At 63.1% G+C, this 21239-nt stretch carries 18 protein-coding genes; 3 read left to right on the top strand and 15 right to left on the bottom strand.

Going from position 1 to position 21239, the window contains the following annotated elements:
* Nucleotides 1-226 precede the first annotated feature (226 nt).
* From Q6A48_RS16740 to Q6A48_RS16760, 5 genes are all read right to left on the bottom strand, one after another.
* Nucleotides 227-928, bottom strand: a complete 702-nt coding sequence (locus Q6A48_RS16740; protein WP_304555237.1) for an ABC transporter ATP-binding protein — start codon at nt 926-928, stop codon at nt 227-229.
* Nucleotides 929-1696, bottom strand: coding sequence for a high-affinity branched-chain amino acid ABC transporter ATP-binding protein LivG (livG, locus tag Q6A48_RS16745; RefSeq protein WP_304555238.1), 768 nt, complete (start codon nt 1694-1696; stop codon nt 929-931).
* A complete protein-coding gene (locus tag Q6A48_RS16750) occupies nt 1693-2949 on the bottom strand; it encodes a high-affinity branched-chain amino acid ABC transporter permease LivM (RefSeq protein ID WP_304555239.1) in 1257 nt (418 codons plus the stop codon). Before Q6A48_RS16750 ends, livG begins: the two co-directional genes overlap by 4 nt.
* Nucleotides 2946-3869 (bottom strand): high-affinity branched-chain amino acid ABC transporter permease LivH, encoded by a 924-nt coding sequence (livH, locus tag Q6A48_RS16755; RefSeq protein WP_042730092.1) that lies wholly within the window; start codon nt 3867-3869, stop codon nt 2946-2948. Before livH ends, Q6A48_RS16750 begins: the two co-directional genes overlap by 4 nt.
* A gap of 229 nt (nt 3870-4098) precedes the next feature.
* Nucleotides 4099-5226: a branched-chain amino acid ABC transporter substrate-binding protein gene (locus Q6A48_RS16760; protein WP_304555241.1), complete on the bottom strand. Its 1128-nt coding sequence runs from the start codon at nt 5224-5226 to the stop codon at nt 4099-4101.
* A gap of 339 nt (nt 5227-5565) precedes the next feature.
* Here Q6A48_RS16760 and Q6A48_RS16765 point away from each other — a divergent pair, with 339 nt between their 5' ends.
* Nucleotides 5566-5871, top strand: coding sequence for a DUF2288 domain-containing protein (locus tag Q6A48_RS16765; protein ID WP_304555242.1), 306 nt, complete (start codon nt 5566-5568; stop codon nt 5869-5871).
* 287 nt (nt 5872-6158) lie between these two features.
* On the opposite strand, the gene Q6A48_RS16770 is transcribed toward Q6A48_RS16765, so the two are convergent.
* Nucleotides 6159-8333 (bottom strand): hypothetical protein, encoded by a 2175-nt coding sequence (locus Q6A48_RS16770; protein ID WP_304555243.1) that lies wholly within the window; start codon nt 8331-8333, stop codon nt 6159-6161.
* Between the two features lie 365 nt (nt 8334-8698).
* Between Q6A48_RS16770 and Q6A48_RS16775 the strand changes: the two genes are divergently transcribed.
* Nucleotides 8699-10048, top strand: coding sequence for a spinster family MFS transporter (locus tag Q6A48_RS16775; RefSeq protein WP_304555244.1), 1350 nt, complete (start codon nt 8699-8701; stop codon nt 10046-10048).
* A 128-nt stretch (nt 10049-10176) separates the two neighbouring features.
* On the opposite strand, the gene Q6A48_RS16780 is transcribed toward Q6A48_RS16775, so the two are convergent.
* Both Q6A48_RS16780 and pobA read right to left on the bottom strand, forming a co-directional pair.
* Entirely contained in the window at nt 10177-11694 is a 1518-nt protein-coding gene (locus Q6A48_RS16780) for an MDR family MFS transporter (protein ID WP_304555245.1), read from the bottom strand.
* Between the two features lie 68 nt (nt 11695-11762).
* On the bottom strand, nt 11763-12953 hold the full coding sequence (pobA, locus tag Q6A48_RS16785; RefSeq protein WP_304555246.1) for a 4-hydroxybenzoate 3-monooxygenase: 1191 nt from the start codon (nt 12951-12953) through the stop codon (nt 11763-11765).
* A 175-nt stretch (nt 12954-13128) separates the two neighbouring features.
* On the opposite strand from pobA, the gene Q6A48_RS16790 reads away from it, so the two are divergent.
* Nucleotides 13129-14022, top strand: coding sequence for a helix-turn-helix domain-containing protein (locus Q6A48_RS16790; RefSeq protein ID WP_304555247.1), 894 nt, complete (start codon nt 13129-13131; stop codon nt 14020-14022).
* A 6-nt stretch (nt 14023-14028) separates the two neighbouring features.
* Here Q6A48_RS16790 and Q6A48_RS16795 read toward each other — a convergent pair whose 3' ends face one another.
* The 7 genes from Q6A48_RS16795 to Q6A48_RS16825 form a co-directional block, all read right to left on the bottom strand.
* Nucleotides 14029-14205, bottom strand: a complete 177-nt coding sequence (locus tag Q6A48_RS16795) for a hypothetical protein (RefSeq protein ID WP_304555248.1) — start codon at nt 14203-14205, stop codon at nt 14029-14031.
* A gap of 245 nt (nt 14206-14450) precedes the next feature.
* Nucleotides 14451-14810: a DUF5064 family protein gene (locus Q6A48_RS16800; protein WP_304555249.1), complete on the bottom strand. Its 360-nt coding sequence runs from the start codon at nt 14808-14810 to the stop codon at nt 14451-14453.
* A 64-nt stretch (nt 14811-14874) separates the two neighbouring features.
* On the bottom strand, nt 14875-15804 hold the full coding sequence (arcC, locus tag Q6A48_RS16805; RefSeq protein WP_304555250.1) for a carbamate kinase: 930 nt from the start codon (nt 15802-15804) through the stop codon (nt 14875-14877).
* Between the two features lie 196 nt (nt 15805-16000).
* Nucleotides 16001-17011 (bottom strand): ornithine carbamoyltransferase, encoded by a 1011-nt coding sequence (locus Q6A48_RS16810; protein ID WP_304555251.1) that lies wholly within the window; start codon nt 17009-17011, stop codon nt 16001-16003.
* A gap of 67 nt (nt 17012-17078) precedes the next feature.
* Nucleotides 17079-18335, bottom strand: coding sequence for an arginine deiminase (arcA, locus tag Q6A48_RS16815; protein ID WP_304555252.1), 1257 nt, complete (start codon nt 18333-18335; stop codon nt 17079-17081).
* 30 nt (nt 18336-18365) lie between these two features.
* Nucleotides 18366-19793: an arginine-ornithine antiporter gene (arcD, locus tag Q6A48_RS16820; RefSeq protein ID WP_304555253.1), complete on the bottom strand. Its 1428-nt coding sequence runs from the start codon at nt 19791-19793 to the stop codon at nt 18366-18368.
* Between the two features lie 84 nt (nt 19794-19877).
* Nucleotides 19878-21227 (bottom strand): CoA transferase, encoded by a 1350-nt coding sequence (locus Q6A48_RS16825; protein WP_304555255.1) that lies wholly within the window; start codon nt 21225-21227, stop codon nt 19878-19880.
* Between the last annotated feature and the right edge of the window lie 12 nt (nt 21228-21239).

The raw sequence follows: 21239 nt of genomic DNA on the forward strand, positions 1-21239 counted from the left end.
TTTTTTTTTATTTTTTTTTTTTTTTTTTTTTTTTTATTTTTTTTTTTTTTTATTCCCCCCCACAAGGGGGGGGGGGGGGGGGGGGGGCCGCCCCCCCCCCCCCCCCCCCCCCCCCCCACGGGCGGTTCCTGAGCCATGGCTCGGGTTACATGAAAGCTCCCGCGCCACAGATTTGCTGGAGGCAAAAAAAACGGCCCGAAGGCCGTTTTTCGTTTACCGCGACCGCTTATCCACCCAGGTACGCCTCGCGCACTTTCGGATCGGTCAGCAGGGCTTCACCGCTGCCCTGCATCACCACGCGGCCGTTTTCCAGCACGTAGGCCCGGTCGGCGATTTTCAGGGCCTGGTTGGCGTTCTGCTCCACCAGGAACACCGTCACGCCATCCTTGCGCAGCTGTTCGATGATGTCGAAGATCTGCTGGATGATGATCGGCGCCAATCCCAGGGACGGTTCGTCGAGCAGCAGCAGCTTGGGCTTGCTCATCAGCGCACGACCGATGGCGAGCATCTGCTGTTCGCCGCCGGACATGGTGCCGCCACGTTGGGTAAAGCGCTCTTTCAGGCGTGGGAAAAGGTGCAGGACCTTGTCCATCTGTTCCTGATAGTCGCCCTTGTCGGTGAAGAATCCGCCCATGGCGAGGTTCTCTTCCACGGTCAGCCGGGCAAAGACCCGACGACCTTCCGGCACCACCGCGATGCTCTTGCGCATGATCTGCGAAGAGTCCTGGCCCACCAGTTCCTCGCCCATGTAGCGGATGCTGCCGCTACGGGCCTGGGGCGAACCGCAGAGGGTCATCAGCAGCGTGGACTTGCCGGCGCCGTTGGCCCCGATCAGCGTCACGATTTCGCCTTGGCGCACCTCGACGTTGACGCTGTGCAGGGCCTGGATCTTGCCGTAGAAGGTGGAAACGTTTTCGAACTGCAGCATTTACGCTTCCCCCAGGTAGGCTTTGATCACTTCAGGATTGTCGCGGATCTGTTCCGGCGTGCCGTCGGCCAGGGGAGTGCCCTGGTTGATCACGACGATGTGGTCGGAAATGCTCATGACCAGCTTCATGTCGTGCTCGATCAGCAGCACGGTGACGTTGTGCTCCTCGCGCAGGACGCTGATCAGCGCCTTCAGGTCTTCGGTTTCCTTGGGGTTCAGGCCGGCAGCCGGTTCGTCGAGCATGAGGATCCGCGGGCGGGTCATCATGCAGCGGGCGATTTCCAGGCGCCGTTGCTGGCCGTAGGCCAGGGTGCCGGCGGTCCGGTTGGCGAACTCCTTGAGGTTGACCTTCTCCAGCCAGTACTCGGCGTACTCCATGGCCTCGCGTTCGCTCTTGCGGAACGACGGGGTCTTGAACAGGCCGGCGAAGAAGTTGGTGTTCAGGTGACGGTGCTGGGCGATCAACAGGTTCTCGATCGCCGTCATGTCCTTGAACAGCCGCACGTTCTGGAAGGTACGCACCACGCCCTTGAGGGCGATCTTGTGCCCCGGCAGGCCCTGGATCGGCTCGCCGTCCAGCAGGATGCTGCCACCGGTCGGCTGGTAGAAGCCGGTCAGGCAGTTGAACACCGTGGTCTTGCCCGCGCCGTTCGGCCCGATCAGGGCAACCACCTGCTTCTCTTTCACGGTCAGGGCCACGCCATTGACCGCCAGCAGGCCGCCGAAGCGCATGCTCAGGTTCTCGACTTTCAGGATCTCGCGGCTCATTTGCGCAGCTCCATGTGTGGGCGTTGCATAGGCAGCAGACCTTGGGGACGCCAGATCATCATCAGCACCATCAGGGCGCCGAACATCAACATGCGGTATTCGCTGAATTCACGCATCATTTCAGGCAACAGGATCATCACGATGGCGGCCAGGATCACCCCCAGCTGCGAGCCCATCCCGCCCAGCACCACGATGGCGAGGATGATCGCCGACTCGATGAAGGTGAAGGACTCCGGCGTCACCAGGCCCTGGCGGGCGGCGAAGAAGCTGCCGGCGAAACCGGCGAACGCGGCGCCCAGGGTGAAGGCCGACAGCTTGATCACGGTCGGGTTGAGCCCCAGCGCACGGCAGGCGATCTCGTCTTCGCGCAGCGCTTCCCAGGCACGACCGATCGGCATGCGCAGCAGGCGGTTGATCACGAACAAGGCGGCCAGGGCCAGCAACAAGGCAACGAGGTAGAGGAAAATCACCTTGTTGATCGAGTTGTATTCCAGGCCGAAGTACTCATGGAACGTCTGCAGGCCCTCGGCGGCCTTGCGTTCGAACGTCAGGCCGAAGAAGGTCGGTTTCTCGATGTTGCTGATGCCGTTCGGACCGCCGGTGATGTCGGTCAGGTTGCGCAGGAACAGACGGATGATCTCGCCGAAGCCCAAGGTCACGATGGCCAGGTAGTCGCCCCGCAGGCGCAGCACGGGGAAGCCCAGCAGGAAGCCGAAGGTGGCGGCCATCAGCCCGGCGATCGGCAGGCAGATCCAGAAGCTCAGGCCGAAGTAATGGGACAGCAGCGCATAGCTGTAGGCCCCGACGGCGTAGAAGCCCACGTAGCCCAGGTCGAGCAAGCCCGCCAGGCCCACCACGATGTTCAGGCCGAGGCCGAGCATCACGTAGATCAGGATCAGTGTGGCGATGTCCACCGCGCCGCGGGAGCCGAAGAACGGCCACACCAGCGCGCCGACGATCAGGGCCAGGATGATCCAGCGCTGGGTGGTCGGCAGGGTCAGGAAGTTGCTGGCCTTGGCCGGGATCACCGGCAGGCCGGGCGAGGACTTCCAGGCCGCGCTGATCCGGGTGCTGAACAGCACGCGCAGGAACATCAACAGTGAGCACGCGGCGATGGTCATCAGGATGGCCGGACTGGTGCCATGCACTTCCAGGTTGATGCCGACGATGGTCAGTTTGAGACCGAGTACCGGGTAGGCCACGGCCCAGACCAGCAGGGCGCTGAAGAGCGCCGATTTGAGATGCCTAGTCATACTTTTTCAACCTCCGGGCGGCCCAGGATGCCGGTCGGCCGGAATAACAGGACCAGAACCAACAAGCCGAACGCCACGACGTCCTTGTACTGGTCGCCGAAGATGTCGGCGCCAAAGGCTTCCGCTACGCCCAGCACCAACCCGCCGAGCATGGCGCCGGGGATGCTGCCGATACCGCCCAGTACCGCGGCGGTGAAGGCCTTGAGGCCGACGAGGAAACCGGCGTTGGGGTTGATCACGCCGTATTGCATGCTCAACAGCACCGCCGCGACGGCCGCCAGGGCCGCACCGATGACGAAGGTCAGGGCGATGATGTTGTTGGTGTTGATGCCCAGCAGGTTGGCCATCTTGATGTCTTCGGCACAGGCGCGGCAGGCGCGGCCCAGGCGGGAGCGGGAGATGAACAGCGTGAGGCCGAGCATGGCGAGCAGGGTCACCACGAACACCACGATTTGCATGTAGGAAATCAGCACTTCATGTGCGCCACCTGGCCCGATGGCGAAGTTGCCCGGAATCAGGTTGGGAATGGATTTGTCCTTGGAGTCTTGCGAAAGCAGAACCGTGTTCTGCAGGAAGATCGACATGCCGATGGCGGAAATCAGCGGAATCAGACGGTTGCTGCCGCGCAAGGGGCGGTAGGCGATCCGTTCGATGCTGTAGCCATAGGAACTGGTGACCACGATGCTCGCGATGAAAGCCGCGGTCATCAACAGCGGGACACTGTCGAGTCCCATCATGCTCAGCCCGGCGATGGCGATGAACGCCACGTAGGAACCGATCATGTACACCTCGCCGTGGGCGAAGTTGATCATTCCAATGATGCCGTAGACCATCGTATAGCCGATGGCGATCAGGGCATACGTGCTGCCAACGGTCAGGCCGTTAACCAGCTGCTGGAAGAAGTGATAGATGTCAGGCATTACAGCGCTCCTAAAAACCTGATACGCATTTCACTGGTGGAGTCATTTTCCCGCCCGGCCCCGTGGATCTGCATCCACTTCGAGCACGAGGTTTGCCAGCGAACCGCTGATGACGGTTTTGAGATTTTCAGGTGGGGAGACTGGCGGATCACGCCAGCGCGGCCCAATACATTCAAGACAAAGCCCACGGCACGCCGTGGGCTTTGTGGGCAGTCAGTCAGGCCAGGCCTTACTGGGGCGAAACTTCGGTTTTAGGTTTGCCGAAGTGCCACTCGTAGACCACGAACTTGAAGTCCTTCAGGTCACCCTTGTCGTCGAAGCTCAGGTCGCCGGTAGGGGTCTTGAAGGTGCCTTTGTGGATGGCTTCAGCCACTTTGGCCGGGTCTTCGCTCTTGGTCTCGGTGATGGCCTGGGCAATCACCTGGACCGCCGAGTAGGACGGGAACACGAAGGGGCCGCTCGGGTCTTCTTTCTTGGCCTTGAAGGCGTCAGCCAGGGCGATGTTGGCCGGATCCTGGTCGAAGGACTTCGGCAGGGTCACCAGCAGGCCTTCGGACGATTCCTTGGCGATCTGCGAAATGGAGTCGTTACCCACGCCTTCCGGACCCATGAACTTGGCCTTCAGGCCTTTTTCCTGGGCTTGGCGCAGGATCAGGCCCAGCTCTGGGTGGTAGCCGCCGTAGTAGACGAAGTCGACGTTGGCTTGCTTGAGCTTGGCGATCATCGAGGAGAAGTCCTTGTCGCCGGCGTTCACGCCTTCGAAGACGGCGACTTTCACGCCTTTCTTCTCCAGGGTCGATTTCACCGCGCTGGCGATGCCTTCACCGTACTGCTGCTTGTCGTGCAGGACCGCGACGACCTTCGGCTTGACGTGGTCGGCGATGTAGTTGCCGGCCGCCGGGCCCTGGGCGCTGTCCAGGCCGATGGTGCGGAAGATCATCTTGTAGCCGCGGGCGGTGATGTCCGGGCTGGTCGCGGCCGGGGTGATCATGACCACGTGTTCGTCTTCGTAGATGTCCGAAGCCGGCTGGGTGGAGCTGGAGCACAGGTGCCCGACCACGAACTTGACGCCTTCGTTGACGACCTTGTTCGCCACGGCAACCGCTTGTTTTGGATCGCAGGCATCATCGTATTCAACGGCGACGAGTTGCTTGCCGTTCACACCACCCTTGGCGTTGATCTGCTCGATGGCCATTTTCGAGCCGCTGAACTGCATGTCGCCGTATTGGGCTACAGGACCGGTTTTAGGGCCGGCGATGCCGATCTTGATGGTGTCCGCGGCGAACGAATGGCTGGCAACCCCGGCCAGAACCATAGCGGCAAACAGTTTGGAAATCTGCTTAGTAGCCTTAGTCATAGTGCTCCACTCATGCTGTTGTAGTTTTTATAGTCCTGGCGCCGTAGCAGCAGAACCGGGTCAGATATCTTGGATATCCTCGCGGAAAATGCCCCCGGCAACTGTACCGGTACAGTGTAGAGCGCCGATTGTTGGCAAGGGAAGCTGGCGCTTGGGGGCAAATCCTGAGGGTGTCGCTTTATTGAAAGAAAAAGACAGAATGGCGGCGAGGGTTCTCCGGTCAAATCGGTATTCCCTGGCGCCTGCTGCACTTTTCAATCAGCCCTCCTATTACTACCGGGTTTTTCTGCCGGACCACCGACGTTATCATTCGCGCCGATTTCTTTTCCGGACAGGCCCATGAACCAAGAACCTAGCACCCTCTATGCCAAGCTGCTTGGTGAAACCGCATCCATCACCTGGAAAGAGCTCGAACCGTTCTTCGCCAAGGGTGCCCTATTATGGGTCGACCCGGCACTGGATTTGATCGCCGCCGCCGAAGCCGTGGCCCAGGACGAAGGCGAGAAAGTCGCCGCCTGGTTGGCCGCCGGGCAGCTCGCGAAACTGTCTGAAACGCGGGCGCTGGATTTCCTCGGGCGTGATCCGCAGCTGTGGGCGGTGGTGGTTTCACCCTGGATCATGATCCAGGAAAGGGCGTCGAAATGATCGATGCACCAACTTGGTTCGTTGTCGTGGCGGGCGAAAAGTGTGTAGGTGAGTAGCGTGATGGCATCCTGCCGTGGTGAAACGCCACAGGAGAGGGTGACGTATACGTAACGGGAACAGTTGATTGAGCAGCCTTTGGGCTGCTCAATTGTTTCTGGATGTTGTTCGGGTGCAGGCCTCAGGGCCGCTATCGCGAGCAAGCTCGCTCCCACAGGGTGCTGTGTATACAGACCCACTGTGGGAGCGAGCTTGCTCGCGATTGGAGGCAACACGGTGTTACGTCGGCCTCAGTAAGTCCGCCCAGTATGGTTATTGAGCGAAATGACCTTGGTCTTGCCAATGCGATGACGGTAGATCTCGCGCAGGTACTTGATGGCCTTCTTCACGCAGTCGCGGGACAGGCGGATGTCATTGATCGAGACGAACTTCTCCTTGTCGCTGATCAGCTCGCGGTACTTCTTCTCGTACATCGGCTTGATGGCGTACCAGTTGGTATCGAGGATCTTCGCCGGGTTTTCGAATTCGTTGAGCAGGTCGTCGATCCGTTGCTCGTCGAAATCCTCGTTGATGATGAAGTCCAGGATCGAGTTGTCCAGGGTGTCGTCGAAGCGATACGGAGTGCGGGCGAAGCAGCGCTTGATGAAGGCCACGATCAGGGTCAGGAAGTCATCCGACAGGCACGGGCTCTTGGCGATCAGGGTGGTCAGCGACAGGTTGGCCGAGGCGCCGATCACCAGGGCGTAGCGCTTGAGCGTGGTGTTGGGGAACAGGCTGTTGAGGTGGGTCTTGAGCCGGTTCAGGTCCATGTAGGACAGCTTGTAGTCCTTGGGCAACGACACGATCGACACCACCGACGAGCAATTCTTGAAGAAGTGCAGGTCGTGCAGGGCCGCGGCGTCGTAGCCGGAATTCTTGTACTGCTCCAGTGACGCCCGGTAGCGCTTGGACTCGATGGGCAACAGGCTGATGCCTTCGATGGCCTGGGTGACCTTGTTGAAATGCGGCAGGTCGATGGAGCGGAAGAACAGGTCATCGATGTTCAGGCGCGGTGGTTCTTTGTCGAACACCTTGAACTTGTCGCCGCTCGGCGCCGGGGTTTCCGGGACCACCGATTCGGCGTAGGCAATCGCCACCGGGCCGGCCAGGCTCATGAACAGGTCGTTGGCGTCCAGGCGAATGGTTTCGCCGATGTCGATGCCGGCCCGGCGGAAATAGTTCTGGTCGTAGTCGGTGGTGACTGCCTGGGCCGTCAGGATGTTGAAGATCTGCTGGGAGATGTACTGGTTGGCGTGCTTCTCCATGGCGTTGACGTCGATGTTCTGGATGTTGCCGTCGTCGCTTTCCTCGGCATAACGCATGATGTCGTTGGAGATCAGCATCATCGCGTTCCAGGGGCGGATCCGGCCCATGACGCTGGCTTCGCTGCTGTCTTCGTTGGCGAAGTTGTACGAGAAATCCCATTCTTCCGACAGGTACTTGCACAGCAGGCGTCCGGCGTTGATGTGCAGGGCCTCGGACATTTCGCTGCGGTGATCGGAAATGTTCGGCAGTACGCAGATGCCGCTGGTGAAGATCGGTTCGAAGACGAAGGAATGACCGCTCTTGCTGTCGTGTTCGTCCATCGGCTTGGTGTCGAACGTCTTGTTCATGTACGAGTACTGCTGGGCCAGGCCGAACTCCGAGGCCATGCCCGAACCGGTACCGCCGCCGGCGCTGAAAATCGAGAAGTACAGGCGCGACTGGTTGGCCTTGATGCCGCAGCTGTCGATCAGGTACGAGTGGATCATTTTCCAGTCGGGGCTGGAGAACCGCTGGGTGTCCTTGTTCAGGATGATCTTGGCCAGGTACTGGCCCAGGATCGGCGCGTTACCGGCGCCACCGGCGTGGACTTCAGACAGGTCCATGATCTTCATCTTGCTGTAGTCGCGCAAAAAGCCGCTTTTCTCGCCCTTGCGCGAGAAGCGGATGCGCCCGGCAATGTCCTTGTCCAGGTCGCCGAGCATGACCAGCGGCTCCACCAGGAACACCGGTTTGCTGGCCTTGCCGTTGCCCAGGCGCAGGTTCTGGCGGATCCACTGCGCAGGGCTGTAGCCCTTGTCGTAGTGCTTGTCTTCGGCGTTGAATTCGTTGAGGTAGAACTTGCGGGCGTTGTAGACCAGCTCCGCCACATCCAGGGCGATGTTGGAGCCGCAGCGTCCCAGGCCGATCAGGCACACCGAGGGGAATTCCTGCTGGTTGCGGTCGTAGTCGTCATCCACCAGGTGCGGCGGGCGCGGGAACACGGTGTCGCGCAGGCCGTCGAGGTTGTCGAGGATGCGGTCGGTGTTGGTTTCGGTGAAATACAGGTACTGCTGGGTCGACAGGGAGCGCGAGCTGCTCGAAAGGCTGGAGGTTTCAGGGCCGTTGGCGGCTGGGCTCAGCGTCAGATCGGATACCGCAGTGGCTGTTTTTTTTGAGGTCATTGTGCGCCATATGCCTGAACTGGTCGGCTCGACGACCCCGGTCATCGAACCATAGCGGATGGGAGCTCGCGTCCTTGATGGCGCGAATGTCGGCCCAAGCGGTCAGGGCTGCGACCTGAGCTGCGCTCGGGAGAATCTTTTTCCTGTCCCGTTGAATCGGCCACTGGCCGGCGTTCTTTAACCACGAATAGGCGAAATGATGGCATTTGTGACAGGAACTTGATCGCCATCAATAAACCCCTGTTCGCCATGGTCGGGTATCAGCCCGGCGAATGATCGGAGACAGCCCGCCCATGGCTGTCTAGATTGAGGTTCCGGGCTCGGATGCCTTGCCGTTGCCCCACGACAATAAAAGAGACGGACCCATGCAGAACTCGACCCAAGCGGCGAATGCCTGGCGCATTCTGTTCCTGCTGTTCCTCGCCAACCTGTTCAACTTCTTCGACCGCACCATCCCGGCGATCATCATCGAGCCGATCCGCATGGAATGGAGCCTCAGCGACTTCCAGATCGGCATCATCGGCACCGCCTTCACCATCGTCTACGCCGTGGCCGGGTTGCCGCTGGGGCGCATGGCCGACACCGGTTCGCGCAGCAAGCTGATGGGCTGGGGCCTGGCGACCTGGAGCGCGCTGACGGCGGTCAATGGCCTGGTGGGCAGTTTCTGGGCGTTCCTGGTGGTGCGCATGGGCATCGGCATTGGCGAGGCCAGCTACGCACCGGCGGCCAACTCGCTGATCGGCGACCTGTTCCCGGCCCATCGCCGGGCGCGAGCCATGGGCATCTTCATGCTGGGCCTGCCGCTCGGGCTGCTGCTGGCGTTCTTCACCATCGGCGCGATGGTCAAGGCCTTCGACAGCTGGCGCGCGCCGTTCTTCATCGCCGCCGTGCCAGGGCTGGTGCTGGCGGTGTTCATGTTCTTCATCAAGGAACCCAAGCGCGGCGCGGCGGAAACCGTCCAGGTCTCCCAGGAAAAGGTCGACCGGCCAATCCGGCGGGTGCTGGCCATTCCGACGTTCCTGTGGCTGGTACTGGCGGGGCTGTGCTTCAACTTCGCCACCTACGCCTGCAACTCCTTCCTGGTGCCGATGCTGCAGCGCTATTTCCTCATGCCGCTGCACGAGGCGGCCGTGGCCACCGGGATCATGGTCGGGGTGACCGGCCTGTTCGGCTTGACCCTGGGGGGTTGGGTCGCCGACAAGATCCATCAGCGGGTGGCCAGTGGTCGCCTGTTGTTCGCGGCGTTCAGCCTGGTCATCTCGACGGTCACCACCGCCTGGGCGTTGCACGCCGGGCGTATCGAAATCGGCGTGTTCGTCGCGGTGTTCAGTGTCGGCTGGCTGTTTGCCTATAACTTCTACACCTGCGTGTACACGGCGATCCAGGATGTGGTGGAGCCACGCTTGCGGGCCACGGCGATGGCGCTGTTCTTTGCCGGGCTCTACCTTCTCGGCGGCGGCCTGGGGCCCGTGGTGGTGGGCGGGCTGTCCGACTACTTCGCCCGTACCGCGATGGCCGCGGCTGGCGCCCCGCAGATGACCGAAGCGTTCAAGGCCATCGGCCTGCACGACGCGATGTACCTGATCCCGGTGGCCCTGTTCATGACCATGGTGTTCCTGTTCCTGGCTTCGCGCTGCTTTGTGCGCGACGCCAAGCGGATGAAAGACGGGATGAGCGCCGTGGTGGTGCCTGAAGGTGTCGTGGCGACTGCCTGATATCCATCTGTGGGAGCAAGGCTTGCCCGCGATGAAGGCGATGCGGTCTTTCGGAAAACCGAGGCGCCTGTTTCGCGAGCAAGCTTTGCTCCCACAAATTTCTCGCCACAGGTTCTTGGGCGTTCTGGCTAGCGAACCTTCTCATCACGCCCGCGCAACAGGCGATTGGGCATTGCCAGCGCGGCTGCCAACCCCAGCAGCGACACCGCCGCGCCGATCAGCAACAGGTGCCGGAACGTGACCTGCAATTCCCGGCGCAGGGCATCCTGCGCTGCGCCTGGCGCGGCGTTGAGGCCGTCCAGCAGGACGTTGCCGGAGTGCCCTTCGCCGATCAGCGAGGTCCCGGCGATTTGCGCGAAGCTGGAATCCTGCAACAGGGCCAGCAGCAACGCCGACATCAAGGCCACGCCCACCGCCCCGCCGAGGGAACGGAACAGGTTGGTGGTGCTGGTGGCGACACCGATGTCCTGTTGCTGCACCGAATTCTGCGACCCCACCAGGGACGTGGGAAATTGCATCCCCGAGGCGATGCCGCCGAGCAGCATGAACAGGCTGCTCAGCCAGAAGACGTCGGGCGGGGTGAATGCCATGCCGAGGATGGCGAACGGAAAGAGCAACGCACCGCTGAGGATCATCGGCTTGTAGCGCCCGGTCACCGAGGTCCGGCGCCCGGCGCAATACGCCCCGATCGGCAGCCCCATGGCCAGGGGCAGCAGGTGCAGCGCCGCGCTGTCGGCGCCGGCGCCGGTCACGCTCTGGAAGCGCAGCGGCACCAGCACCGTCAGGGAAATCGCCTGGAAACTGGTGAAGAACACCGTGCACCAGCACAGCACTGCGCTGCGGTTGGCGAACAGGTGCATCGGCAGCAACGGTTCTCGGGCTCGGCGCTCGTGCCAGACGAAGATCCCCAGGCCCACCACCGCGCAACTCAGCAAGCCCAGCACTTCGCGACTGTGCCAGGCGTGGCCCTGGCCGATCTGGGTGATGCCCAGCAACAGGGCGGTCAGGCCGATGATCAGCAACACCGTGCCCAAGTAGTCGATGATCGGCGTGCGTTGCGGCACCGGCAGCCCCACCAGGGTGCGCCGGGCCACCCACCAGGCCGCCAGGCCCAGGGGCAGGTTGATCAAGAACACCCAGCGCCACGACAGGTATTCGGTCATGTAGCCGCCCAGCACCGGCCCGGCGACGCTGGCCACGGCGTACATGCTGCTGAAGTAACCCTGGTAGCGACCACGTTCGCGGGGCGGAATGATGTCGCCGATGATCGCCTGGCTCACGGAAATCATGCCGCCGGCGCCGATGCCTTGGAAGATCCGCGCCAGCACCAGTTGCTCCATGTCCTGGGCCAGGCCACAGAACAGCGAGGCCAGGGTGAACAGGCCCATGCCGAACAGCATCAGTGGCCGGCGCCCGTAGAGGTCGCCGAGCTTGCCGTAGATCGGCACCGCCACGGTCATGGCGACCATGTAGCCGGAGATCACCCAGGCCAGCAGGCTGACGTCCTTGAATTGCGCGGAAATGGCCGGCATCGACACGGCGACGATGGTCTGGTCCAGGGCGCTGAGGAAAATCGCCAGCATCAGCGCGACCAGGATGCTGCGGATGGCGGGCTTCGGGGCGTGCGGGGTGTTGAGTTGGGTCACGGCAAAACCTGCGGGCGTCGCGCCGGGGGGCGAAGGGAACGGAGCCCGCAGTTTAAGTCGGTAGCCGGCTATTCGATAGCCTCGTAAGGAAGTCCGACGTAATTTTCCGCGATGGTCTGGCGCCCGGCCTCGGAATCGACGAAATATTCCAGCTCCGCTTCACTGATGCGCTGGTTGAAGGCGTCGTCGTCGAAACGGTGCAGCATCGAGGTCATCCACCAGGAAAACCGTTCGGCCTTCCAGACGCGCCGCAGGCAGATGGCGGAGTATCGCTCCAACAGATCCACCCGGGCGTCGCGATAGACCCTGAGCAGGATGTTGAACAGCGTGCTGACGTCGCTGGCCGCCAGGTTCAAGCCCTTGGCGCCGGTGGGCGGGACGATGTGCGCGGCATCCCCCACCAGGAACAGGCGCCCGTACTGCATAGGCTCGACGACGAAACTGCGCAGCGGCGCGATGCTTTTCTCGATGGACGGGCCAGTCACCAGGGCCTTGGCCAGGTCGGCGGGCAGGCGGTCCTTGAGTTCGGCCCAGAAGCGCGCGTCCGGCCAATCCGCCAGTTGCTCCTCGACGGGCACTTGCAGGTAATAACGGCTGCGGGTCGTGGAGCGCATGCTGCACAGGGCGAAGCCGCGGGCGTGGCGGGCGTAGACCAGTTCGTCGTGGACCGGCGGGGTGTCGGCCAGCACACCCAGCCAGCCGAACGGGTAGACCCGCTCGAAAACCTTTAGCTTGTCCGCCGGGATCGACTGGCGCGCCACCCCATGGAAGCCGTCGCAGCCGGCCACGTAGTCGCAGTCCAGGCGCCAGGTTTGCCCCTGGCATTCGAACGTCACGAACGGCTGGTCTGTCTGCAGGTCGTGGGGCCGGGCGTTGTCAGCCTGGTAGAACGTCCGGGCGCCGGCGGCGTGGCGGGCGGCCATCAGGTCGCGGGTCACCTCGGTCTGGCCGTAGATCATGACGTGCTTGCCGCCGGTCAGCGCCTTGAGATCGATGTGCACCCGGCGGCCATTGAGCGCCAGCTCGAAGCCGTCGTGGGGCAAGCCCTCGGCATCCATGCGCTGGTTGACCCCGGCCTGGCGCAACAGGTCGACCATGCCTTGCTCCAGCACCCCGGCGCGGATGCGGCCGAGCACATAATCCGGCGCCTGGCGCTCGATGATGACCGTGTCGATGCCGGCGTTGTGCAACAGCTGGCCGAGCAGCAGGCCAGAGGGGCCGGCACCGATAATGGCAACTTGGGTCTTGAGGGTTTTCATTGTTGTTATGACTCGCACGAAGCTCGACCCAGGGCCGGCATTGATTGTTATGAACCGAGTGCGTGCATTTTTCGCTTGCGGACCTGTCAATTGAAGGGGAAAACTGAGCCGATACCTGTTCTTTCTGCCAATTGGTGCGATTATCGCCCGCAACCCCAGGCCCCGGATCCGCGATATGAAAAAACCTGAGCTGCCTTCGATCCCGGTGTTCAAGCTCTATGGCGAGGGCCAGGATTGGCCGACACCGGACCTGCTGCACTGTGAAACCATTTCCAAGCGCAGCAGCGAACATCAATGGGAGATCAAGCCCCATCGGCATGCCGACCTGTGCCAGCTGTTGTTCGTGTACAAGGGGCGGGCGGAGCTGGAGATCGAAGGCCAGCGCACCCAGCTCGACGAGCCGACGGTGCAGATCCTGCCGCCGCTGTCGGTCCATGGGTTCCGGTTTTCCGAGGACGTGGACGGCTACGTGGTGACGTTGGCGGCGCCGCTGGTGACGCACCTGCAAGGGCAGCTGGGCCATTCGGTCAACGTCCTGGCCCAGGCCGAAAGCTACCCGGCCGGTGAAAATGCCGACTACCTGAACAGCCTGTTCAGCGCCTTGCAGAGCGAGTACATGGGCCATCAACCGGCCCGGGAAATGCTGATGCACGCGCTGGTCAGCGTGATCATGGTCTGGGTCAGCCGCCAGGTCATGCAGCGGCGCACCCAGACCCAGCGCCCGCAACGGGCCCGGGAATACCTGAACGGGTTCATCCAGCTGGTGGAAGAGACCTATCGCCAGCACGTCAAGGTCGAAGACCTGGCCCATCGCCTGGGCATCTCGGTGTCCCACCTCAACGGCACCTGCCGCGAACTGGCGGGACAACCGGCGCTGCAGATCATGCATGAGCGGCAGTTGCTGGAAGCCAAGCGGTTGCTGACCTACACCGGCATGACGATCTACGAGATTTCCGAAATGCTCGGGTTTTCCGACCCGACCAACTTCACCCGCCTGTTCCGCCGCCGCGTGGGTATCTCGCCCAAGGCGTTCCGGGACCGGCTCAAGACCGACCAGCAGGACGACTGAAGCGCCTCAGCGCAGGGCGTTCAGGGTCGCGTTGTGGGGGATGCAGCGCTCCAGGTTGCAACTGGCGAATTCGCGGGGCAGTTGCCGGGCCTGCTCCACCCGGTACGCCGCCGTGCCATAGAGCGCAAGCGTGGCGGCGCAGGTGACGAAGATGGCGAGGCGTCTTCTTGTTTTGATGTTCATGGCGGTGACCTCTGAACGAATACCCGGGGGTACTCCTTTCAGAATAGGTCAGCTATAGCGAGTTGCCAGCCAAGCAGGCCTTGTGTGTAACCCGATATTCAGAACACTGATAGCCCCTTGTGGGAGCAAGCTTGTGGGGGCAAGGCTTGCCCGCGACGGTATCGCCTCGGTCTATCTGCTACACCGAGGTGTTTGCATCGCGGGCAAGCCTTGCTCCCACAGGGGATGGGGGGGCTTTCGGGCGCTTACGCCAAATGCTCGGGCTTCATCGGGTCGCCTGGCTTGACGTCCAGTTGGTGGCGCACGTCTTCGAACATCTCGTCGTAGTACTTGTGCATCGAGCCGATGTTGGCGCTCTTGGGCAGGCCGTATTTCTGGGCGATGCGCGTGGCGTGGCGGGCGAAGTCGAAGGCCTGGTCCTTGGCCAGGAAAAAGGTCTCGTCCACGGCCTTGTCCTCCACCGTGCCGTGCAACCGGAACGACATGCCCTGGCCTTCCTTGGGGTCCTGGGCGAGCTCGTAGTCGATGCACAGGTTGTAGCTGTGGTCATCCTTGTTCAGCGCGTGGCGCTCCATATGCAGGTGACCGGGTTGGAACAGGGCCATGAGCGACTCTCCTTGGAAGGCGTAGAAGTAGGGCAGACCGCGGATCCGCCCCGGGAGTTTCCGATCATCGATAAGCGATGCCCGTTGTCGCCGTGCTGATGCGGGTGCCGGCGGTGCCTTGGACGATAGCATCGATGTCCGACAGCGACCCGATGACCGCGACCTTGCCGGTATTGCGCGCGAACTCGCAGGCGGCCTGCACCTTGGGGCCCATGGAACCGGCGGCGAAATCGAGTTGTTCCAGGTCGTCGGGGTGGGCGCTGGCGATGGCCTTGCAGGTCGGCTTGCCGAAGTCGATGCAGGCGGCCTCGACGTCGGTGGCGATCACCAGCAGATCGCTCTCCAGTTGTTCGGCCAGCAGCGCCGAGCACAGGTCCTTGTCGATGACCGCTTCAACGCCCTGCAGCTTGCCGTCGGCGCCGTACATCGTCGGGATGCCACCGCCGCCGGCGCAGATCACGACGCTGCCCTTTTCCAGCAGCCACTTGATCGGGCGGATTTCAAAGATGCGCCGGGGCCTGGGGCTGGCGACCACCCGGCGAAACCGGTCGCCGTCCGGGGCGATGGTCCAGCCTTTTTCCGCCGCCAGTGCCTGCGCCTCCTGCTGGCTGTAGACCGGGCCGATGGGCTTGGTGGGGTGTTGGAACGCCGGGTCGTTGGCGTCCACTTCCACCTGGGTCAGCAGCGTGGCGAACGGCACGTCGACGTCCAGCAGGTTGCCCAATTCCTGCTCGATGATGTAGCCGATCATGCCTTCGGTCTCGGCGCCCAGCACGTCCAGCGGATACGGGGTCACCGAGGTGTAGGCCGCCGCCTGCAACGACAGCAGGCCGACCTGCGGGCCGTTGCCGTGGGCAATTACCAGTTGGTTGCCGGGTTGAATCCGGGCGATTCGTTCGGCGGCGGTGCGGATATTGCCGCGTTGGTTGTCGGCGGTCATGGGTTCACCCCGACGCAGGAGGGCGTTACCGCCCAGGGCAACGACGATGCGCATGATGCTGTCCTTCTCACAAAGAGGTAATGGCAACCTGCTCACCTCTGGGATATGGCCTGTGGGAGCAAGGCTTGCCCGCGATACGGACACCTCGATGCAGCTGATAGACCGAGACGATGCCATCGCGGGCAAGCCTTGCTCCCACAGACCTCACCCCCAGAGATCTGCTTCTACAGAGAGCAAGCTGCGTTGGGTTCTAGATATCCGCCAACGCCGCCACCAGGATCGCCTTGATGGTGTGCATGCGGTTTTCCGCTTGCTCGAAGGCGATGTTGGCCGGCGACTCGAACACGTCCTCGGTCACCTCGACGCCATTGGCCAGGTTCGGGTAGCGGGCGGCGATGTCCTTGCCGACCTTGGTTTCACTGTTGTGGAATGCCGGCAGGCAGTGCATGAATTTCACCCGCGGGTTGCCCGCGGCCTTCATCAGTTGCGCGTTGACCTGGTAGGGCAGCAGTTGCTCGATGCGCTCGTCCCAGGCCTCCACCGGCTCGCCCATGGACACCCAGACATCGGTGTGGATGAAGTCCACGCCCTTGACCGCTTCATTGGGGGCTTCGGTGAGGGTGATGCGCGCGCCACTCTCGGCGGCGAAGGCCTGGCACTGGTCGATGAAATCCTGGTGCGGCCACAAGGCTTTCGGCGCGCCGATGCGCACGTCCATGCCCAGCTTGGCACCGATCATCAGCAGCGAATTGCCCATGTTGTAGCGGGCGTCGCCCAGGTAGGCGTAGCGGATGTCATGCAGCGGCTTGTCGCTGTGTTCGCGCATGGTCAGGGTGTCGGCGATCATTTGCGTGGGGTGGAATTCGGCGGTCAGGCCGTTGAACACCGGTACCCCGGCGAATTTGGCCAGTTCCTCGACGATCTCCTGCTCGAAGCCACGGTATTCGATGGCGTCGAACATCCGTCCCAGGACCCGGGCGGTGTCTTTCATGCTTTCCTTGTGGCCGATCTGCGACGACACCGGGTCGATGTAGGTGACGTGGGCGCCTTGGTCGTGGGCGGCGACTTCGAAGGCGCAGCGGGTACGGGTCGAGGTCTTCTCGAAGATCAACGCGATGTTCTTGCCCTTGAGGTGCTGCTGTTCGGTGCCGGTGTACTTGGCCCGCTTGAGGTCGCGGGACAGGTCCAGCAAAAAGTGCAGCTCGCGCTGGGTGTGGTGCATCAGACTCAGCAGGCTGCGGTTGCGCATGTTGAACGCCATGATGTGGATCTCCTCGGGTGTAGGGGCCCCGGGTGGCCTTGCGGTACCGATCCCGGGGGCTCGAAGGTCAGTAGTCGATCGGGTCGCGAATGATCGGGCAGGTCATGCAATGGCCGCCGCCGCGGCCCCGGCCCAGCTCGCTGGCGCTGATGGTGATGACTTCCACCCCGGCCTTGCGCAGCAGCGTGTTGGTGTAGGTGTTGCGGTCGTAGCCGATCACCACGCCCGGTTCGAGGGCCACCACGTTGTTGCCGTCGTCCCATTGTTCACGTTCGGCGGCGAAGCTGTTGCCGCCGGTTTCCACCACGCGCAGCGCCGGGAGCTTGAGGGCGGCAGCCACGGTGTCGATGAAGCTGCCCTGCTCGCGGCGCACGTCGATACCGCCGGGTTTGCTCTCGTCGGGGCGCAGGGAGAAAGCGACGATCTGGTTCACCACTTCCGGGAAAACCGTGACCAGGTCGCGGTCGCAGAAACTGAATACGGTGTCCAGGTGCATGGCCGCCCGGGACTTCGGCAGGCCGGCGACGATGACCCGCTCCACCGCCCCGTGCTTGAACAGGTTCAAAGCCAGTTGGCCGATGGCCTGGCGGGACGAGCGCTCGCCCATGCCGATCAGTACCACGCCGTTGCCGATGGGCATCACATCGCCGCCTTCGAGGGTGGCGCTGCCATGGCCCAGGTCCGGGTCGCCGTACCAGATCTGGAAGTCGGCCTGGGTGAACTCGGGGTGGAACTTGTAGAGGGCGGTGGCCAGCAGGGTCTCCTGGCGGCGCGCCGGCCAGTACATCGGGTTCAGGGTCACGCCGCCGTAGATCCAGCAGGTGGTGTCGCGGGTGAACTGGGTGTTGGGCAACGGCGGCAAGATGAAGCTGGAGTGGCCGAGGAAGTCGCGAAACATCTGCAGGGTCTTGCCACCGAAGCTGTCGGGCAGGTCATCGGCCGAGACGCCGCCGATCAGGAATTCGGCGATATGGCGCGGCTCCAGGCTGCGCAGCCAGGAATCGACTTCGTTCACCAGGCCCAGGCCCACCGAGTCGGCGGTCACCTTGCGTTGCAGGATCCAGTCCAGGGCTTCGGGGATGGCGACGACGTCGGTCAGTAGGTTGTGCATTTCCAGCACGTCGATGCCCCGTTCGCGCATCTTGGTGACGAAATCGAAATGGTCGCGCTTGGCCTGGTTGACCCACAGCACGTCATCGAACAGCAGTTCATCGCAATTGTTCGGGGTCAGCCGCTGATGGGCCAGGCCTGGGGAACACACCATGACTTTGCGCAATCTACCGGCTTCGGAATGAACGCCGTACTGCATTTTTCCCGTGGTCATTACACATCCTCCCGTTAAAACGTTCAGTGGTCACAAGGTCAGGAAGCCGTCGTAGAGCCCATAGGCCGCCACCAGGGCGCCTGCGACCACGGCGGTGAAAATCAGCTTCTCGACAGCGGTGAAAATCGGTTTGCCCAGCTCGTGCTTGGCCTTGGCGAACAGAATCGCTCCGGGGGCATAGAGCAGGGCGGAGAGCAGCAGGTACTTGATCCCGCCGGCATACAGCAGCCACACCGCATAGATCAGGGCGATGGCGCCTATGACCAGGTCCTTGCGGCGCTCGGCCAGGGCGTTCTCATAGGTCTCGCCGCGCACCGCCAACAGCACGGCGTAGGCCGCCGACCACAGGTACGGCACCAGGATCATCGAAGTGGCGAGGTAGATCAGTGACAGGTAAGTGCTGGCCGAGAACAGGGTGACGACCAGAAACAGCTGGACCATGGCGTTGGTCAACCACAGGGCGTTGGCCGGTACGTGGTTGGCGTTTTCCCGGCGCAGGAACTCGGGCATGGTGTGGTCTTTGGCGGCGGCGAACATGATCTCGGCGCACAGCAATACCCAGGAAAGCAGGGCGCCAAGCAGCGAAATGATCAGGCCGACGCTGATCAGCACCGCGCCCCAATGGCCCACGACGTGCTCCAGCACCGCCGCCATGGAAGGGTTCTGCAACTTCGCCAGTTCCGGCTGGGTCATGATGCCCAGGGACAGCACGTTCACCAGCACCAGGAACAGCAGCACGGTGATGAAACCCATCACGGTGGCCTTGCCCACGTCGGTGCGTTTCTCAGCGCGGGCGGAAAAGATACTCGCGCCCTCGATGCCGATGAACACCCACACGGTGACCAGCATCATGTGCCGAACCTGGGTCATCACGCTGCCCAGGTCCGGATTTCTCAGGCCCCAGATGTCGGCGGTGAAGATGTCGAGCTTGAAGGCGAACACCGCGATCAGCACGAACAGCACCAGCGGCACGACCTTGGCGACGGTGGTCACCAGGTTGATGAAAGCGGCCTCCTTGATGCCGCGCAGCACCAGCCAATGCACGGCCCACAGCAGCAGCGACGCACCGGCCACTGCGGCGACGGTGTTACCCTCGCCGAAGATGGGAAAGAAATAGCCCAGGGTGCTGAACAGCAGGACGAAGTAGCCGACGTTGCCCAGCCAGGCGCTGATCCAATAGCCCCAGGCCGATGAGAAACCCATGTAGTCGCCGAAGCCGGCCTTGGCGTAGGCGTACACACCGCCGTCCAGGTCGGGCTTGCGGTTGGCCAGGGTCTGGAACACGAAGGCCAGGGTCAGCATGCCCACCGCGGTAATCGCCCAGCCAATCAGCACGGCGCCGACGTCGGCACTGGCGGCCATGTTCTGCGGCAAGGAAAAGATCCCCCCGCCGATCATCGAGCCCACTACCAGCGCGACCAACGCACCCAAACGAAGTTTTCCGGGGGTATCAGACATTGCATGACTCCGAGGCAGCCGAGGAGAGTCACAGCGTATGTTGATTCACCGCGTCGAGAGCTGACCCAGGTCAGGTGGCGGGCTTTATGACCAGTGCGCTCGATGGGCGCCGAGCGGCGTCGCTGCGAGCGCCCACTGCCAGGGCGTGCCGGTGATTTTCAGCGGCACCTGCAACCGTCGCGCCGGGCCCCACGGCGTCTGTTCCACCAGCACGCCCAGGTCGTTGGCGTCTTCGGGCCGCAGGGCGGCCGAGTCGCCGGCACCACGCTCGATCAACAGTTTGGCCGTGCGCGCCAGCGACAGGCGTGCCGAGCCCCCGTGCCCGCTTGCCAGGCGCCGGGCCAGCAACACCACGGCGCTAGCCGCCATCAGGTAGCCGGTGCCATGGTCCAGGGCCTGGACGGGCAGCGGGGTCGGGATGTCGGCCTGTTTCCAGGCCATGCCGGCCGCGGCGATGCCGCTGCTCATCTGCACCAGGCTGTCGAAGCCGCGCCGGTTCTGCCACGGGCCGCTCCAGCCGTAGGCGTTGAGGCTGACATCGATCAGGCCCGGGGCGATCCGGTGCCGCTGTTCGGCGCCGTAGCCGAGGCCTTCGAGGGCGTCGGCGCGGTAGCCGTGCAACAGAATGTCGCTGTCCTTGAGCAAGGCTTCGAACACCGCGCGGTCGTCGGCCTGGTGCAGGTCGAGGCGTGCACAGCGTTTGCCCAGGGTGACTTCCGGCACCACGCCGGGCTCGTCCCAGGTCGGTGGGTCGATACGCAAGACGTCGGCCCCCAGGCCAGCAAGGAAGCGGCTGGCGACGGGGCCGGCCAGGACGCGGGTCAAATCCAGCACCTTGAGGCCGGCCAGTGGCTGGGCCACGGAGCCGAGCCAGGGTCTTGGCTGGGCCTCGACGCTTTCAGCGAAGTGCACCAGTGGCTCGGCATTCACCGCCTGGCCTTGTGGATGGGCTTGCCAGGCCTGCCACGAACGCATCTCGGCGGCGCAGCCACCGGCGTCCACGATGGCCTGTTCAAGTTCGGTCTTGTTCCAGCGGCCAACCCGGGTCGCCATGTCCGCGCGATCAGCGCAAGGGCCGAGGACTTTTTCCGCCGCCTGCCGATGGTGCGGTGCATTGGTGTGCAAGCGAATCCAGCCGTCGGCAGTGGCATAGTCGCCGGCCACCGGGTCCCACATCGGCGGCACGCGCCAGCCCACCGGGCGCAGGGACGTGGAAAACCAGAACGAGGCCAGGCGCCGGTCGACTTCGAGCGTGGGCAGGCGCCCGGTTTGCCGGTGGAGGAGTTCGGCGACCGCCTGGCCGGCTGCGGCGAGGCTGGCGCTGGCCAGCTCGGTGACCGCGAATGCCGAGGGCAGGGCGCCTTCGCCGGTGAAGGCGATGGGCGCCGTGGGCAAGCCGAGCGCGGCTTGGACGGTTGTGAGCAAGTCAGTCATCGCAGGCCCTCC

Source organism: Pseudomonas citrullilanati (assembly GCF_030580855.1).
GTDB classification, from domain to species: Bacteria; Pseudomonadota; Gammaproteobacteria; order Pseudomonadales; family Pseudomonadaceae; genus Aquipseudomonas; species Aquipseudomonas citrulli.

Bases quoted from the DNA above. Each gene is read 5' to 3' on its own strand.
- Q6A48_RS16740 (WP_304555237.1), bottom strand. From the start codon at position 928: ATGCTGCAGTTCGAAAACGTTTCCACCTTCTACGGCAAGATCCAGGCC.
- livG (WP_304555238.1), bottom strand. From the start codon at position 1,696: ATGAGCCGCGAGATCCTGAAAGTCGAGAACCTGAGCATGCGCTTCGGC.
- Q6A48_RS16750 (WP_304555239.1), bottom strand. From the start codon at position 2,949: ATGACTAGGCATCTCAAATCGGCGCTCTTCAGCGCCCTGCTGGTCTGG.
- livH (WP_042730092.1), bottom strand. From the start codon at position 3,869: ATGCCTGACATCTATCACTTCTTCCAGCAGCTGGTTAACGGCCTGACC.
- Q6A48_RS16760 (WP_304555241.1), bottom strand. From the start codon at position 5,226: ATGACTAAGGCTACTAAGCAGATTTCCAAACTGTTTGCCGCTATGGTT.
- Q6A48_RS16765 (WP_304555242.1), top strand. From the start codon at position 5,566: ATGAACCAAGAACCTAGCACCCTCTATGCCAAGCTGCTTGGTGAAACC.
- Q6A48_RS16770 (WP_304555243.1), bottom strand. From the start codon at position 8,333: ATGACCTCAAAAAAAACAGCCACTGCGGTATCCGATCTGACGCTGAGC.
- Q6A48_RS16775 (WP_304555244.1), top strand. From the start codon at position 8,699: ATGCAGAACTCGACCCAAGCGGCGAATGCCTGGCGCATTCTGTTCCTG.
- pobA (WP_304555246.1), bottom strand. From the start codon at position 12,953: ATGAAAACCCTCAAGACCCAAGTTGCCATTATCGGTGCCGGCCCCTCT.
- Q6A48_RS16790 (WP_304555247.1), top strand. From the start codon at position 13,129: ATGAAAAAACCTGAGCTGCCTTCGATCCCGGTGTTCAAGCTCTATGGC.
- Q6A48_RS16795 (WP_304555248.1), bottom strand. From the start codon at position 14,205: ATGAACATCAAAACAAGAAGACGCCTCGCCATCTTCGTCACCTGCGCC.
- Q6A48_RS16800 (WP_304555249.1), bottom strand. From the start codon at position 14,810: ATGGCCCTGTTCCAACCCGGTCACCTGCATATGGAGCGCCACGCGCTG.
- arcC (WP_304555250.1), bottom strand. From the start codon at position 15,804: ATGCGCATCGTCGTTGCCCTGGGCGGTAACGCCCTCCTGCGTCGGGGT.
- Q6A48_RS16810 (WP_304555251.1), bottom strand. From the start codon at position 17,011: ATGGCGTTCAACATGCGCAACCGCAGCCTGCTGAGTCTGATGCACCAC.
- arcA (WP_304555252.1), bottom strand. From the start codon at position 18,335: ATGACCACGGGAAAAATGCAGTACGGCGTTCATTCCGAAGCCGGTAGA.
- arcD (WP_304555253.1), bottom strand. From the start codon at position 19,793: ATGTCTGATACCCCCGGAAAACTTCGTTTGGGTGCGTTGGTCGCGCTG.
- Q6A48_RS16825 (WP_304555255.1), bottom strand. From the start codon at position 21,227: ATGACTGACTTGCTCACAACCGTCCAAGCCGCGCTCGGCTTGCCCACG.